Below are 15543 nucleotides of genomic sequence, written 5' to 3'. Positions count from 1 at the left end.
TTTTTTTATGCAACGACTTTAGAATTGAAAAGGCTTTTCGCCTCTTCTGCAGGGAGTTCTAATAATTTTTTATAAAAGTCTTTATCCTGAAGATTACTGAACAGCGATTTTAATAATTGGAGCTGGTCGAGAGGATTTGTGACCACCAAATTAATAATCAGCTGTGTTTCCAGCTGGTTATCTCCGTCTGCCTGATTCACTAAAATCGGCTGTGGCGTACGCAAAATATAAATTGAAGGCTTAAGGGCATGTTCAGTATCACAGTGCGGAATAGCCACGGCGTAACCGTCCAGCTCAATCCCGGTAGGGTACTCCCGCTCTCTGGCAATCAACGCCTCCAGATAACTTTCTTTAACAATGCCCGCCATGGTGAGTTTTTCATGCAGGTATTTGAACACGTTCTCATAGCTCTTAAACGGTATACCGTCTGCGACGTTGAGCTCGAATGCTTTCACTGTTCATCTCCAAACGCTGGCTTTATGAGTTTGCTCATATGAGCAATATATATTTAACACATGAGCAAGATATCATAGGCGCAAGTTTAGAAAATGATCAGTCTGTGGAAATTGTATGCAGATCACATAAAATTGATTTGGCAGGCAGGATAAGATTGATCTAAAAGACGAAGCCTTGACTCACCATGGTTACCCTCGTTTTACCATCGCGATAAAGTTATCGCGGACGGCATCATTGACACGTGGGTCCCAGGCAATACCTACCTGCCATTGAACGGCCTCTCCCGCGAGCGCGATGACGTGCAAACCCGGAGGAGCAATGTGCGCGACACTTTGCGGCAATAGCGCAACGCCGATTCCTGCCAAGACCAGTGCAACGATGGTCTGTATGTCTTCAACTTGCTGTGTCGTAGAGATAGCAAGTGTGTTTTGCTGCAAAAATTGGTCGGTTTGCACATTCAGCCCGCGTCCACGTTCATGATAAAGCCGCAGTAAAGGCAGGGCCTTCAGCCACTGTTGAACATCCCGCGGGCTATTATCTGGCGTCACTAGCACCAGCCGATCCTCAAATAACCGGTGATATTCCAGCGGCGCTTTAGCAGGGACGCGAACAAATCCCACCTGCAGGTCTGCGCTTTGCAACATCCCACACTGCTGCTCGGAGGGAAGATCCTCCAGTGACACATCCACGCCTGGATAACGGCTGCGAAATTGCGCGATGCAACGCGGTGCGAAATAGAAACTCGACAGCCCAAAACCGACCGCCATAAGTCCTTCACCGCCCTTTGCAACCTGAGCCGCATGCTGAAGGAACACCGTCGCCTGTTTGATGACTTTCTCCGCCTCAGGCAGTAAACGCTTACCCGCAGCCGTCAACGTCGTGCCGTGCCGCCCGCGCGAGAAAAGAGCCACACCAAGGGTCGATTCAAGAAGATTGATCTGTTTGGTAAGCGCCGGTTGTGAAACCGCCAGCGCTAGCGCCGTTTCAGCATAATTGCCCTTCTCAGCCAGTGTCACAAACGCCTTAAGCAAACGTAGGTTCATTTTGCATTCCAATTGGTTATCAGATTAAAAAAACATTTGATTATAAAGTTATCAGCCACCTTGCTGTAATACCAACCTCAATAACAATCCCGAGTACCTTTGGAGAACCGTCATGGGTGATAAAGCCTCTTTAAAAACCGCAGTGGTACAGTTTCAGCATCAGGCCGGTAACAAGAAATATAATCTTCTAATGATGGAGAAATTCATCGAGCAGGCTTGCGTGCAGCAGGTAAAAATCCTCGCCTTTCCCGAAATGTGTATTACCGGCTATTGGCACGTCCCGAAGCTGAATTCGGTACAGGTTGAGGCGCTGGCAGAATCTGTTTCCACCGGTCCTTCACTGGCGCTGATCCGTTCTTTGGCCGAAAAACATCAGATGCTCATTGGTGCCGGATTCATTGAACGCGCACCGGATGGCCGTCTTTATAACGCCTACGCCGCCTGCATGCCGGACGGTAGCGTGCACATCCACCGCAAGCTGCACGCGTTTGAGCACACGGCAATCAGCAGCGGCAATAATTTCACCGTTTTTGACACGCCGTGGGGTGTTAAAGTGGGGATCCTCATCTGCTGGGACAATAATCTGGTTGAAAACGTTCGTGCCACTGCCTTGCTCGGGGCAGATATTCTGTTGGCCCCTCATCAGACCGGCGGCACACACTCTCGCAGCCCCTTCGGCATGAAGCCGATTGCGTTAGATTTATGGGAACAGCGGGCAACCCGCAAGCAGGAGATGACGGCGGCGATAAGGGGCATCAACGGTCGTGAATGGCTGCTGCGCTGGCTTCCTGCCCGCGCCCACGACAACGGTCTGTTTATTTTATTTAGCAACGGCATAGGCGCGGACGACGACGAAGTGCGCACCGGCAATGCGATGATCCTTGACCCCTATGGACGTATTATTGAGGAAACGTGGGCCGCGGCAGATGCAATGGTCAGCGCAGAACTCGACCTTTCCTTGCTCGCCATGAGCACCGGACGCCGCTGGACTCACGGCAGACGCCCCGAGTTGTATCATATTCTTACTGAACGTCAGGGTTATGAACGCGACGCCATCAGCGCACGATTTTCAGACGATGTGCCGCAGCGGGGTAAAGATAAATAACCGGTGAGCTTTTATGAGTGAAAAAATTTACTCCACCTTCAACTACACTGACCTGATATCAGCCGTTCGCCGACGGTTTTCTTCGTCATAAGAACGGCACCTTTATCAAGGGAGTGATGATGAAAGCGTTTAACTATCAGCAGGATTTTAAACATATCAATTTTCGACAGCATCCTGAGCTTTATCAGGTGGGTCGCGGCGAACAGGGAGTGTTGATGGTTGAACCTTATAAGTCAGAGATTTTGCCGCATTGGCGATTTAAAACGCCCAAGATTGCAAAAACCTCTGCGCTGGCCATTATGACGCTGTTTGAAAAGTATCGGCAAGATGATGATTTTGTTGGAATGGATATGGCACGAAAATTCATTCAAATGGGCTATACCCGCGCTCGCCGCTATGCCAATTATCCCGGCGGCCGCAAATATGCCGAGGATAAAACCCTCAATGCGCGCAATATTGATGATGAAAAAGCCGCCTCGGCGGCGATATTCAAAAGCTACTGGGACCAACTGCGCGCAGACGCGGACTATATCAAACGCAAGAAAGCCCACCAGCAGCAGTATGGTTGATAGGGGAGAAATCTCCCCCTACACCGCTCAATAATCCTAAAATCGTAAACGCCTGCGCAAACCTCAGCTTTTCTTCTTACCGGAAAGCGCGGTCATTGAGACCCCTAAAAATACCAGTACCAGCCCGCCAATAAATAGTGAAGAGAGATGACTGCCGAGAATAGCCACTGAGGCAGCAGCCCCGATTAACGGCACGCCGAGGGTGAAGTTTGACATAGCAAACACGCTAATCCGCCTGCCGTGTTCGGTTGAAATAACAAAGCAAACCGAGGTCGCGACCGGGCCAATAAAAAACAGCAGCCAAAGCAGGTGCGGTGTGAGCACAATGGCGGAGGGAGAGCCGTCAATCACTGCCGCAAACAGCGTGAGCGGAACGGTCGCGAGCAGCATCTGCCACGGTGCCAGTGACAGCGGCGTATCAGTCCACTGATGATGGCGCACATGAACGATAACCAGCGACCACGAAATTGCGCCAATAATCAATAAACTACAGCCTATCATTACGCCCGGTTTGCTCCAGTCCATCTCGGCAGGAGAACAAATCATCGCGATACCTATCAGCCCGGTAATCAAGGCAATAATCTGTAATTTCGAGGGGGCGTTGCGCATCAAAAGCCATGAGGTCAGGATCCCCCACAGCGGTGTCGTGTAGGCCAGCAGCACCGCATGACTGGTATCCGTGTGCTGCATCGCAATCATGCCCAGACCGGTAAAAACCATCATCTGCAACACGCCCACACTCGCAACCACCGGCCAGTCGGCACGCGAAGGAAAGCGCAGTTTTCCGCGAGCGGCGACAAACAGAAACAAGCACAGCCCGGCAGAGCCAAAACGTATCGCCGCCAACCACAGAGGTGGGACAACGTTTAGCGCCAGCTTGGTCGCAGGCCAGCTCAGCCCCCAAAGCACCACCATCACGACCAGCCAGACCAGGGTTGCAGGCCGCGTTGGGTGACCCACCGCATTGTTTACAGGTTCGTTGTTTAACGTACTCATGGCGCGCTCTCGGGATAAAGGTTGTCGATGAATTATTTTATTAAACGGCGCGAAAAAAAACTGTTCTCATTTTTCCCTCTGGTGCTATTTTAAGGGTAAATTTTCCTCATAATTGATGATTTAAGATTATTTATGTCTCTAGATAAAATAATATTAGATGAAACCAGTCTGCGTATTCTTGACGTATTGCAGCAAAACGCCGACATCAGCAACGCCGAGCTGGCAGAAATTGTCGGTCTTTCGGTTTCTCCGTGCTGGCGACGGGTGGCGGACATGCGCGATAAAGGTATTATTCGCGGATCGGCCATGTTGGTTGACCCCTTGGCTTTAGGGCTGGCGGTCAACGTTTTTGTGCATGTTTCTCTCAAGCAGCAGGACAAAGATTCACTGAAACGCTTTACCGATTCGGTCAGTGAGCGCCCAGAGGTGATGGAGTGTTATCTGATGACCGGGGAATCCGATTTCATGCTGCGGGTCGTGGTTGAAAACTTGCAAAAATATCAGGCACTGATGATGGACTGCCTCACGCAAATTGACGGGGTGGCCAGCATTCGATCAAGTTTTGCCCTAAGCCAAGTGAAATACACCACCGCCCTGCCGACGCAGCACCTGCGGGAGTAGCCAGTGTGGCTGATAAATGCCTCTTGCCGAGATAGTGGTCTACTGAAACTGTATAAATCTGGCTCTTTAAATAAAGCCACTTGAGTCATACAGTCTTTATAAATTCCAACGTTCTCGAGAGGTTAGTATGTCCAATACGCTAAACAGTTTTAACCAGCCCGTGGGTTTGCCGATATCCGACTGGCAGCCACGTCCGCTGCCTGAACGCATTGTCATGGAGGGCAGGTTCTGCCGCCTGGAACCTTTAAATGTCGACCAGCACGCCGCCGACCTCTGGCAAGCCTGGAGCACGGCGGATGACCAACGCGGTTGGACCTACCTGAGCTGTGGTCCCTTTAACAACGAAGCCGACTACGGCGCTTATCTACAAACTGCCGCCAGCAGCCCCGACCCGATGCATTACGCGGTGATAAATCTCGACAGCAACCAGGCAGAGGGCACGATTTCTCTGATGCGCATTGATGCGCCAAACGGCGCCATTGAAGTGGGGTTTGTCGTATTTTCTCCCCTTCTCCAGCGCACCGTGCAGGCGACTGAGGCGCACTACTTGCTGATGAAATATGCTTTTGAAACCTTAGGTTATCGCCGCTATGAGTGGAAATGTGACAGTTTGAACGCCCCTTCTCGTCGCGCCGCACAGCGCTTAGGCTTCACTTTTGAAGGTCAGTTTCGGCAGGCCGGCGTTTATAAGGGAAGAACTCGCGATACCGCATGGTTTTCAATTATCGACAGCGAATGGCCCCTGGTGAAAGACGCGTTTGAGGCGTGGCTCGCACCGAATAATCTTCAACAAGGCGTCCAGCAAAAGAGTTTGGCAGCCCTGCGTGAAGAACGCAGGTAGCAGTAAGGAAAATCCTTCAATTGAGCGGTGACGCCGATTTCACACAGTGCTAAGGATAGTGCTAAGGTATGGGGTCACGTTCTCTGAGGCTGCGATTTTTAAAATGTCTGGAAAGAAAGCCACACTGGTAGGTTTGATGGCCATCGTGTTCTTTAGCGCCGTTGCAGGCCTGATCCGCGGCGTTTCCGAGGGATTAGGCCCGGTTGGCGGCGCGGCGATGATTTACAGCCTGGCATCCGTGCTGCTGGTGTTTACCGTGGGATTTCCCGATATCCGGAAATTCCCCCGCGCCTATCTTTACCTCGGCAGCCTGTTGTTTGTCAGCTATGAAATCTGTCTGGCGCTTTCACTCGGCTTTGCCCTCACCCGCAGTCAGGCCATTGAAGTCGGCATGGTTAATTATCTGTGGCCAAGTATGACGATTTTAATGTCCGTACTGTTTAAGCAACAAAAAGCCAGCCTGTATATTATCCCGGGGATGTTGCTCTCATTTATCGGCCTGTGTTGGGTGCTGAGTGGCGATAACGGGCTTTCCGTGACGTCAATCTGGGCAAATGTAAAAACCAATCCACTCAGCTACGGTCTCGCGTTCGCCGGTGCTTTTATCTGGTCTTTTTACTGCATTTTGACCCGTAAAAAAGCCGAGGGTAAAAACGGTATCACGCTGTTTTTTATTCTGACCGCCCTCACTTTATGGCTTAAGTATGCCTTTGGGGCTTCGGTGCCGATGAATTTTAGCGCCCATACGCTGGTCAGTCTCGTGCTGGCGGCGGGGGCGCTAGGCTGTGGTTATGCCGCCTGGAATATAGGGATTTTGCACGGTAACGTCGCGATACTTGCCACAGCGTCCTACTTCATTCCCATTTTTTCTTCCGCTCTGGCGGCAATAATCCTCAATGCCCCGCTGGCCACTTCCTTTTGGCAAGGTGCGGCAATGGTGAGTATTGGCTCGCTAATTTGTTGGCGCTCGACGCGGGGTAATACTCCCCCCCCGTTGGCGACCCACGTGGACAACGCGTAAACGATGAAAACCCTAAAATAGGCACGCATTCGATGAGCTACAGGCTGGTCATTTTCGACTTTGATGGCACCCTCGCCGATACTTTTCCGGTTTTTGCAGAAAATTATCCCGCTATCGCCGAGCGCAATGGTTTAAAACAATTCGCTAATGATGAGGTCAATGCCCTGAGGAGTATGAGCACCCAGCAAATCCTTCGCAGCATTAATTTGCCGCTATGGAAGCTGCCTCGGGTGACATTGGACTTTAGGAATGCGATGAACAATAACGCCGCGTCTATTCAACCGTTCGCCGGCATTATCGAGAGCCTGACTGCCCTGCGTGAAGATGGACTGCGGCTGGCATTGACCAGCTCAAACTCAGAGGCCGTGGTACGTACAGTACTCGGCGCGCAGATTTGTAAAGACTTTGAGCGTATTGACTGCGGCGCCTCAATATTTGGTAAAGCGAAGAAAATCAGCAGAATCATCAAGAGTCTTAAAATAGCCTCAAGTGAAGCTATTTATATTGGTGATGAAACGCGCGATGCTAAAGCCGCCGAAGAGGCCAATATTGCCTTCGGAGCCGTCGCGTGGGGCTATACGCGCATCGAAACGTTACAGACCACGCACCCGCAGGTCTGTTTCAGTCATCCTCGCGACCTGCAGAAGCTGAGGAAGACGTCCTAACCGTCGGTTGAACGGGTCAGGTGCTCCCATGCGTCAATTTCAGCCGCATAGGCCTGTAACTTTCCACGAACCAGCCCTAGCGCATCGCTTCCCAGCAGCAAGTGGGCAGGAGGCGCATCGCTGGCAATTACCGACAGCATTGCCCGTGCCGCTTTTACAGGGTCCCCAAGCTGCTTGCCGTTTTTTTCTTCACGAGCCTGACGAATAGGGTCAAATAAAGGGTCATAATCGGCCAATGTTCTTGGCGTGCGCACCATCGAACGACCTGCCCAATCGGTACGAAACGATCCTGGAGCAACCGCGGTCACGGCAATATTGAACGGCTTAAGTTCTTTAACCAGAACCTCAGAGATGCCTTCCAGCGCGAACTTACTGCCGCAGTAATAGGCAATGCCCGGCATGGTAATAAAGCCGCCCATCGAGGTGATATTGAGAATATGCCCGCGACGACGTTGGCGCATAAACGGCAGCAGCGCTTTAATCATCGCCACCGCGCCAAACACGTTGACGTCGAACTGGCGCTTCATTTCTTCCAGCGCCGATTCCTCCATCACACCTTCATGACCATACCCTGCGTTGTTAACCAGCACATCAACGGGGCCAACGCTGGCCTCCACGTCGGCAACAATATTGTCGATGGCGGCAAAATTGGTCACATCTAGAATACGGGCAAAGGCGCGCGTTGAGTCGAGTGATTCAAATTCCTTTTTTGCCGATTCACTGCGTACAGTGCCCACCACGCGATGCCCGTCGTTCAATGCTTCCTGAGCCAAGGCGCGACCAAATCCGCTGCTGACGCCGGTGATGAAAATAATTTTTGATGTGGACATAAAAAAACTCCTGCTTGTTAAGAGACATAGGCATACTATTCTCTAAACCGGTGAATTTTTAGGCCGATAACTCTCTTTTTATTGCCTATTCCTATGAGGCGGCATTCAAATGAACAATCCTGTAACGTCTGCCAATGATTGGGACGCAGACCAACGGCGCATGGTTTCGCTGCTGAGCACCCTCGCGCCAAAAGAAGGATATAATCTGACGTCTTTGCCGAGCGTGCGTTTTTTACGCTCAGACCGCCCTCTTGCACGCACGCCAGTGCTTTATGACCCGGGCATTATCATTGTTTGTCAGGGATGTAAGCGGGGGTATTTTGGTAATCAAACTTATGTGTATGACCAGCAGCACTATCTGGCCGTATCGGTACCGGTCCCCTTCGTCATGGAAACCGATGCCTCGCCGGAACAGCCTTTACTGGCCATCTATTTGCACCTGGATTTTCAACTGGCGGCAGAATTATTGATACAAATAGACCGAATGGGCGAATCTGCCAGCGTCTCGCCGCCCGAAAGCATGATTTCCAGCCCGATGGACGCCGAGATTAAAGCCTCGGTGCTTCACTTTTTAGAAGCCATGAACAAGCCGCTTGATGCTGCGATACTCGGGCCAGCGTTGCTGCGTGAGCTGTACTTTCGTGTTCTAACCGGTGCTCAGGGTCACGCTATGCGATCGGCATTAATGATGCACGGTCAGTTCGGTAAAATTGGCAAGGCGCTGCGCCGTATCCACGCTACCTATGCGGATGCGCTGAATCTCAACCAACTGGCGGGTGAAGCGGGGATGAGTGTGCCGACTTTTCACAGTTATTTCAAAGCGATAACGCAGACATCGCCCATGCAGTACGTGAAGTCGACGCGTTTGCATCAGGCGCGATTGCTGATGGTGAGAGAGGGAATAACGGCAGCAGTTGCCAGTCAGACCGTTGGCTATGAAAGCGCCTCGCAGTTCAACCGCGAGTTTAAACGCCTATTTGGACTGCCGCCGGCTGAAGAAACCCGCCGCATGCGAGAAAATTTCGCCGTGCCGCCGCTTCACGCTGGCTCGGAGTTTGTCTCTTCGCATTAGATAAAGAGAATGAGACAGGGATATGACGTTGGGCATCCAGCTATTGATGCTGGTGCAGGTCAGACTCTATTTGAGTGATTTTATACGACAGAAACAGGCAATACCCCATACAGCCAGCGGCCAGAAGCAGCTGTAAGATGAGTCCGGGAGAGCCAGATTCAGCATGAAAATAGTTCACCAAAGCGCAGAACGCGAGCACAACGCCGATGATACAAAACCAGCGTTTTAAGCTATCCATATTGCGAAGCCATTTGACTATTTCTTCGCGGTTTTGCTGTTTACTCATAAGGGCTCCTTTATTGCGTTTTTATCCCTTACTCATCCTCGGCCGTGAGGATCAAACTAGCGTCTCACGGCAAAAATAACCGTCGCGTTTATCACAAAACGTCTCGCACCCAGGCCCTATTTTGTAAAACCACGCGGTAGCCATCATGATCAATGAAGGTCTTGCCGGACACATCCCAGTAGGGATTAAAAGAAGCCACACAGGTGAATCCGACAGCCGCCGCGTTATCGCAAATCCTTTGCCACTCCTCGCCGTCTGGCAAATACAGCACTAACAAGTCTTCGGCCGACGGCTGCGGTTTTACGGGGTGCGAGTGGCAAACGGTGAATTCAAGATGCCACGCGAAATTCGAATGCCCCATCATGATCCCGCTAAATGATTGATGGTCTTTGAATTCCCCAATTTTCTCCAGGCCGAGTCCACGATGATACATTTCATAACTTCGTTGCAAATCAGCAACAGGCCTGGCGATACGTAAATGAAAAGGGGTCATAACAGTCCTTTGTCGTTGCGATGTGGGAATTAATGTGATCTTAAATCTAGCGCATTAATCCCATCAAGCCTTCAATTTCGCGATAAATTCCGACTTGCCTGGCGGCTTTTATAAATTAACCTCAATGACTTTTACCCCCACGCGCTTAGCCATTTTAATGCACTCTGCCGTGTCATCTCCGCCGGTAAGCGCCAAAATGATATCGGGCCTACAGTCGTCAAGCATAAAAAGATTGCGGCGAATTTCGGCGTGTCGTCCGTGCATTGCCCAGTTAGCAGGATATCGCACGACGTGAACGTCGGCGTCACGCGCCCAGCCTTCAATGCTGGCCCCCAACAGTTGATGGCCGCCGTGAATTAACACCTTTATTGGATGGGATTGGTGATATAAATCCAAGACCTGCGTCAGCGTATTGGTGTCGGCATAAAACCGACCCGCACAAATTAATACTCTCATCGTCGTTCACCTTAATACTTCGCCTTAGCCTGTTGTCTATCCTGCTGCTTTTAATCCGTTTTGAGTTTTTTAATCAATCGCCAAACATCATAAGCTGAGCAAATAAATACCGGAGCCTTGCAAATTTCAGTATTTATTTGTTTATATGAGACATCACCAGCTCAAAGTAATTAAATCACCCTCGATATCAACCAGAATATTTTTGTAATTATCAAGCTGCATGCCATCTTGACGATTTTTCAGACGATGACTGAATGACCCGACAGCAATAACTCGCATTCCAGCAGCAATGGCAGATTGTATTCCGCAATCTGCATCCTCAAAAACCAGGCAATCATCAGGTTGCACATCTAATAGTTGCGTGGCTTTCAGATAGGGTTCTGGGTCGGGTTTATCATTCCAAACATCTTCAGAGGTGATAACCAAGTCGGGTACGGACAGACCGGCACCGCGGATACTGGCAATGGCAACTTTCCAGGCACCCGAAGTCACGATAGCAATACGTTTTACGGGTATTTTCTTCATAAAATCCACTGCGCCAGCAACGGGACTGACATGACTTAACTCTTCTATGGCAAGGACTTTAATTTCCTCAATACAGTCTTCATTATGAAAATAGGGGGAAATCAGTTTCAGGGCTTCCTCAATATTTCTACCGTGTATCACCGAAAGAACATAATTAACATCTATATGGTTTTTTATCGCCCACCTAGACCAGAAGTTTTCTATAGATGAACATGAATCAACTAAGGTGCCATCAAGATCAAAAAGTACTGCTTTACATTTAACTTCAGGCATAATTACCTCAAAATAAAAAATTGTTTAGTTGTTTAGTTGTTTAGTTGTTTAGTTGTTTAGTTGTTTTACGAAGTAACTTACCCTCTTACCAAAATATACCCCCCACTGATTCAACTCCTCCTAAGTTATTTTTATCAACGGAGTAAATCCCAGCCTTTCCATATTGTTGCGCTTTCTTTGCCAATATGTGGGGATCTGTTTCCTGTTTATCTGTAAGTAATAATGAAACTAACATCGGCAGATTAACGCCGGTAACAATCGCACTATTTTTATTCTCAATAACAAACTGACCGGCAACATACAAATGACAACTGTATTCACCGGCAATTAAAAAAAGAACACCATTCTGAACATTAAGGTTATGAAGTACAGCTCTGTAACGAGCAACAAGTTCCTCCAGACTTTCACCATAATCAAAGTCTATTGCTGATACATTACTTGCATGGCCGACTGTATTATTTGCAACGTATAATAACTCCTTAGCAATTAAACCGTTAGAGGCAATCACTGTAGCTACTTTCATATATCCTCCGAAGTTCCCACCGTTTACAACGGTTTTAAATCTTCATTTCCTGCTATATGCGCTTAATATTACGCCTGAAATAAAATCATACCAATTTATTTAATCGGGTTTTATAGGGCAACCAACAAGAGCAAGTGAATTTTGTGATCAAGATTGACTTACAAATATAGTGCACTTGGTGCCCCACTCGCTGAAGTTAATTTTTTTAAAAACACAGGGTAATAAAATTTAACAAAGCGGCGTTTTTATATTTCTACCGCAAGCATTAACCGCCATAGATAAATTATACTCCCCCTAGAGTTTGCAACAGAACCACGTTATTCCGCACCCTTGGCTATAACATGTCGCTAGAATGTCAGACGGTTTATGCAAGCCGCTTCCCCTTTCCCGGGCAACAAACCTGGGTGAATGAAAGTGAAGCGGTATTAAGCACAGTTAGGCACCTGATGGTTTAGTTAAAAACGGTGATTTCCCTACGGTGAGTTATTCCCTTTAGTGCCACTGCTTGAAGCGACGCATATAGAACGTTTTCATTCCCTGCGCGACACAGCAGTAGGCAAATAATGTGCCTGCCAACCACGGGAAATACTCCCAAGGCAGCGCTTGAAGCCCGACCAGCGGTCCGAGAGGCGAAAACGGCACATATATACCCACGGCCATAATCAGCCCGGTCATCAACATCACCGGCAATGAAGCGGTACTTTGAATAAACGGTATTTTTTGTGTGCGCAGCATGTGCACGACCAGCGTCTGCGACAGCAAGCCTTCAATAAACCAACCAGACTGGAACAGCGTCTGCATATGTTCGCTATTTGCGCCGAACACGTACCACATCAGGGCAAAAGTGGTCATATCAAAGATTGACGACGTTGGCCCAATCCACACCATAAAGCGTCCAATGTTTCTGGCATCCCACTTGCGTGGTTTTTCCAAAAACTCCTTGTCGATGGTGTCCCAAGGCAGCGCCAGCTGTGAAATGTCATACATCAGATTTTGCAGCAGCAGCTGAATTGCCATCATCGGCAAGAACGGAATGAAAGCACTGGCGACCAAGACCGAGAACACGTTGCCAAAGTTGGAGCTGGCAGTCATATTCAGGTACTTCATGATATTGCCGAAGGTCTCGCGCCCTTTCAGCACGCCCTCTTCCAGCACCATCAGGCTCTTTTCAAGCAGAATAATATCTGCCGACTCTTTGGCAATATCAGTGCCGCTGTCTACTGAAATCCCGACGTCGGCGTCGCGCAGTGCCGGTGCATCATTAATGCCGTCGCCCAAAAATCCGACGGTGTGGCCGTTGGATTGCAGGGCCTTTAGCACTCTGGATTTTTGCAGCGGCGTCAGTTTGGCAAACACCGTGCGCTCTTCCACCAACACCTTGAGCGCCGCGTCATCGATACGTTCCAGCTGAGGCCCCAGTAGCGGCTCACCCGGTTCGAGTCCAACCTGACGGCAAATACGGGTGGTAACGACGGCGTTATCCCCTGTGAGCACTTTCACGGCAACGCCGATGCTGCGCAGGGCCGCAATGGCTGGACCTGCCGTTTCTTTCGGCGGATCCAAGAAGGTCAGGAATCCGCGAATAATCAGCGCTGACTCATCGCCGGTGGAGTATTGTTTTTTAGCCTCACTTTTGTGGATCTCACGCGTCGCCACCACCAGCACGCGGAACCCTTGCTTGTTGTAATCATTGGCCCTGTCCAGCAACGCCTCGCGATGTGCATCACTCAGCTCGACCCACTGATCGTTTTCTACCAGCCGAGTCGAAATGCTCAGCATCTCCTCCACGGCACCTTTACAGACCAACAGGTGATTGCCGCGCGTATCCTTAAGCACAATCGACAAGCGACGGCGGATAAAATCGAAAGGCATTTCGTCAACTTTGCTGAAACCCTGTGGTTTAACAAATTTTGGTTCGTTTTCAGAAAAATAAATAACCGCCTGATCCATCAGGTTTTTGATGCCGCTCTGGTGATAACTGTTGAGCCACGCCAGCGATAACACCGCCTCATTCTTCTGTCCCAGCGTATCAATATGATGCTCGAGGATAATTTTATCCTGCGTCAGCGTGCCGGTTTTATCGGTACACAGCACGTCCATCGCACCCAGGTTTTGAATAGCGTTAAGACGCTTAACCACCACCTTGCGCTTGGCCATCGCTACCGCGCCTTTTGCCAGGTTAGCGCTGACAATCATCGGCAGCATTTCCGGGGTCAGTCCTACTGCAACCGCCAGGGAAAACAGTAACGCATCCCACCATTCGCCTTTCATCACGCCGTTAATCAGAAACACCACCGGCACCATCACCAGCATGAACCGAATAAGCAGCCAACTGACGCTGTTGACGCCGCGGTCGAAGGCCGTTTGGACCCGCGTACCGACAATGGCTTTCGCCAGCGAGCCAAAGTAGGTGCGCGGGCCGGTCGCGACGACCACGGCTAATGCCGTGCCGCTGACCACGTTGGTGCCCATAAAACAGATATTGGGAATATCCAGCAGATTATCGTTTTCGCCAGACTCATCGCTGGCGGACTTCTGTGCCACATCACCCAGCGTGTCATATTTCTCGACCGGCAGTGCTTCGCCTGTTAATACCGCCTGGCTGATAAACAAGTCTCGAGATTCAATTAACCGCACGTCGGCGGGGATCATATCGCCGGCATACAACTGAACAATATCGCCCACCACCAGTTCACGCATCGGTATTTCACGCAGCTTGCCCACTTCACCAAGGTGCTTGCGACGCAGTACCGTCGCGGTGGTACGTACCATGGCTTTCAGCGCTTCCGCCGACTTCGCCGAGCGGTGTTCCTGCCAAAAACGAACCAGTCCACTGAGGCTAACCATGGTGCCGATGATGATAACCGTGGTCAGATCTCCGTCCTCGCCGTGGTGGATGGGCAGCCAGTAGTCGGTGACAAAACTGATGCAGGCCAGCATGCCCAAAATGTAAATAAACGGGTTGTTGAAAGCCTTGATTAACTGGATAAGTGCATGAGGTGGCCGGTCGTGTGCGACTTCGTTATAGCCATCCTTTTCCAGACGGTCGGTTGCGCTGGCGTTTAGCAGTCCTTCTTTGGTGGTATTAAGGTTGAGCAGCGTTACCGCAACGCCGTTCTTGGCCTCTTGGACGGCACGCATGGAAAGGCCGTTGGACTTACGATTTTTGTTATCGCGTTGTTTTTTCTCTACAACATTATTTTTTTGTACGGTCATGATAGTACTCCTGTCGCCACGCAATGAAGATGAAGTTAACGGCAGATGCCAAATTTTTGGCAGCCAAAACTATTTCTCATCGCTCAGGCAATCGGTGTTGTAATATATGTGGTGCAAAACTTCCGCCCATTTATTAATAAATAAATAGACTGGGAGATAATTAATTTATTTTATTTACGTGCAGGCGAAATCGGCGTTTTGAAAAACACGGAATATTCTCGTGACATAAATAATGGCAAATTCAGTACGGCTCGCTAAAGCTAAATTAATCCCATAAGAGGAATTCAGGCTTTATATCAGGCCGCAGACTGAATCAGGCAGAGAAGCATCGACTTTGTGGGTCTTCGCTGTCGGAAAAGGAGCAACGTTGTTCAAGCTGGAAGGTGACAGGACTGACGCGCCAGTTGATTACACGATGATTTAATTGGCTGATTTTACGCAAAAATGTCAGATCATCGCACTTTTTATACTCAGCCTGCGCCCTGTCTCGGGACGGCCGAACGCGCAACGTTAACGTTGACATCTTGACGATTGGGAAAAGAGTAGATTTGA

The 15543-nt window shown here is 49.7% G+C and carries 17 protein-coding genes; 7 read left to right on the top strand and 10 right to left on the bottom strand.

The features are described 5' to 3' along the window. Positions 1-5 precede the first annotated feature (5 nt). The gene (gene gatA, locus GA565_RS10240) at positions 6-455 is read right to left on the bottom strand and encodes a PTS galactitol transporter subunit IIA (RefSeq protein WP_152198368.1); all 450 of its coding nucleotides are present in this window, start codon (positions 453-455) and stop codon (positions 6-8) included. Between the two features lie 189 nt (positions 456-644). Further along, on the bottom strand, positions 645-1499 hold the full coding sequence (locus GA565_RS10235; RefSeq protein ID WP_152198367.1) for a LysR family transcriptional regulator: 855 nt from the start codon (positions 1497-1499) through the stop codon (positions 645-647). A 112-nt stretch (positions 1500-1611) separates the two neighbouring features. Between GA565_RS10235 and GA565_RS10230 the strand changes: the two genes are divergently transcribed. Together GA565_RS10230 and GA565_RS10225 are read left to right on the top strand one after the other, a co-directional pair. After that, positions 1612-2604: a nitrilase family protein gene (locus GA565_RS10230; protein ID WP_152198366.1), complete on the top strand. Its 993-nt coding sequence runs from the start codon at positions 1612-1614 to the stop codon at positions 2602-2604. 119 nt (positions 2605-2723) lie between these two features. After that, positions 2724-3173, top strand: coding sequence for a DUF4385 domain-containing protein (locus GA565_RS10225; protein ID WP_152201417.1), 450 nt, complete (start codon positions 2724-2726; stop codon positions 3171-3173). Between the two features lie 63 nt (positions 3174-3236). Here the strand turns inward: GA565_RS10225 and GA565_RS10220 are convergent, their stop codons facing one another. After that, positions 3237-4169 carry a DMT family transporter gene (locus GA565_RS10220; RefSeq protein WP_152198365.1) on the bottom strand — a complete coding sequence of 311 codons (933 nt, stop codon included), beginning with the start codon at positions 4167-4169 and terminating at the stop codon, positions 3237-3239. A gap of 132 nt (positions 4170-4301) precedes the next feature. Between GA565_RS10220 and GA565_RS10215 the strand changes: the two genes are divergently transcribed. The 4 genes from GA565_RS10215 to GA565_RS10200 all read left to right on the top strand — a co-directional run bounded on the left by GA565_RS10215 (position 4302) and on the right by GA565_RS10200 (position 7317). Further along, positions 4302-4790: an Lrp/AsnC family transcriptional regulator gene (locus tag GA565_RS10215; RefSeq protein ID WP_152198364.1), complete on the top strand. Its 489-nt coding sequence runs from the start codon at positions 4302-4304 to the stop codon at positions 4788-4790. Positions 4791-4917: 127 nt separating this feature from the next. Continuing rightward, the gene (locus GA565_RS10210; protein WP_055770861.1) at positions 4918-5631 is read left to right on the top strand and encodes a GNAT family N-acetyltransferase; all 714 of its coding nucleotides are present in this window, start codon (positions 4918-4920) and stop codon (positions 5629-5631) included. A 103-nt stretch (positions 5632-5734) separates the two neighbouring features. After that, entirely contained in the window at positions 5735-6652 is a 918-nt protein-coding gene (yddG, locus tag GA565_RS10205) for an aromatic amino acid DMT transporter YddG (protein ID WP_152198363.1), read from the top strand. A gap of 32 nt (positions 6653-6684) precedes the next feature. Then, positions 6685-7317, top strand: coding sequence for an HAD hydrolase-like protein (locus tag GA565_RS10200; protein ID WP_152198362.1), 633 nt, complete (start codon positions 6685-6687; stop codon positions 7315-7317). Here GA565_RS10200 and GA565_RS10195 read toward each other — a convergent pair. After that, positions 7314-8147: an oxidoreductase gene (locus tag GA565_RS10195; RefSeq protein WP_055770853.1), complete on the bottom strand. Its 834-nt coding sequence runs from the start codon at positions 8145-8147 to the stop codon at positions 7314-7316. The two genes, GA565_RS10200 and GA565_RS10195, sit on opposite strands and share 4 nt — an antisense overlap. A gap of 160 nt (positions 8148-8307) precedes the next feature. Here GA565_RS10195 and GA565_RS10190 point away from each other — a divergent pair, with 160 nt between their 5' ends. Then, positions 8308-9219 carry an AraC family transcriptional regulator gene (locus GA565_RS10190; RefSeq protein ID WP_152201415.1) on the top strand — a complete coding sequence of 304 codons (912 nt, stop codon included), beginning with the start codon at positions 8308-8310 and terminating at the stop codon, positions 9217-9219. 40 nt (positions 9220-9259) lie between these two features. Here GA565_RS10190 and GA565_RS10185 read toward each other — a convergent pair whose 3' ends face one another. The 6 genes from GA565_RS10185 to mgtA form a co-directional block, all read right to left on the bottom strand. Then, positions 9260-9505, bottom strand: coding sequence for a hypothetical protein (locus tag GA565_RS10185; protein WP_152198361.1), 246 nt, complete (start codon positions 9503-9505; stop codon positions 9260-9262). Between the two features lie 91 nt (positions 9506-9596). Continuing rightward, complete coding sequence (locus GA565_RS10180; protein ID WP_152198360.1) at positions 9597-9998, bottom strand: VOC family protein; 402 nt, start codon at positions 9996-9998, stop codon at positions 9597-9599. A 108-nt stretch (positions 9999-10106) separates the two neighbouring features. Beyond that, positions 10107-10454: a DUF2493 domain-containing protein gene (locus tag GA565_RS10175; protein WP_152198359.1), complete on the bottom strand. Its 348-nt coding sequence runs from the start codon at positions 10452-10454 to the stop codon at positions 10107-10109. 153 nt (positions 10455-10607) lie between these two features. Further along, positions 10608-11252, bottom strand: a complete 645-nt coding sequence (locus tag GA565_RS10170; RefSeq protein WP_152198358.1) for an HAD-IA family hydrolase — start codon at positions 11250-11252, stop codon at positions 10608-10610. Between the two features lie 85 nt (positions 11253-11337). Beyond that, positions 11338-11775, bottom strand: a complete 438-nt coding sequence (locus tag GA565_RS10165) for a PTS sugar transporter subunit IIA (RefSeq protein WP_152198357.1) — start codon at positions 11773-11775, stop codon at positions 11338-11340. A gap of 492 nt (positions 11776-12267) precedes the next feature. Continuing rightward, the gene (gene mgtA, locus GA565_RS10160; RefSeq protein ID WP_152198356.1) at positions 12268-14991 is read right to left on the bottom strand and encodes a magnesium-translocating P-type ATPase; all 2724 of its coding nucleotides are present in this window, start codon (positions 14989-14991) and stop codon (positions 12268-12270) included. Positions 14992-15543 lie beyond the last annotated feature (552 nt).

It is taken from the genome of Rouxiella sp. S1S-2 (assembly GCF_009208105.1).
Lineage (GTDB): Bacteria > Pseudomonadota > Gammaproteobacteria > Enterobacterales > Enterobacteriaceae > Rouxiella.
This window is presented reverse-complemented; position numbering and strand designations above follow the sequence as displayed.